This is a genomic window from Anaerovorax odorimutans (assembly GCF_024459955.1).
GTDB classification, from domain to species: Bacteria; Bacillota; Clostridia; order Peptostreptococcales; family Anaerovoracaceae; genus Hominibacterium; species Hominibacterium odorimutans_A.
This window is the reverse complement of the sequence record NZ_JANFXK010000274.1, coordinates 1-209: the sequence shown is the minus strand read 5'-3', so window position 1 is coordinate 209 and position 209 is coordinate 1. Positions and strand designations below refer to the sequence as shown.

Genomic DNA, 209 nt, shown 5'->3' with positions numbered 1-209 from the left:
CACCGACGCCATCCGGCGGAAAAAACCGGAGATCGTGCTCTTCGGGGCCACCCACATCGGAAGGGACCTGGCTCCAAGGATCGCCGCCAGGCTGGACACCGGCCTCACCGCCGACTGCACCAGGCTGGACATCGACACCGCCGATTACATGGAATACCTGGAAAAGAACACCACCGCCAGCCTGGCGGGGCTGGACGCGGATGACGGCG

The 209-nt window shown here is 65.6% G+C and carries 1 pseudogene; it reads left to right on the top strand.

Annotated features, from left to right (window positions below):
• Positions 1-209: pseudogene (locus tag NE619_RS18755) on the top strand (electron transfer flavoprotein subunit alpha); the annotation flags it as partial.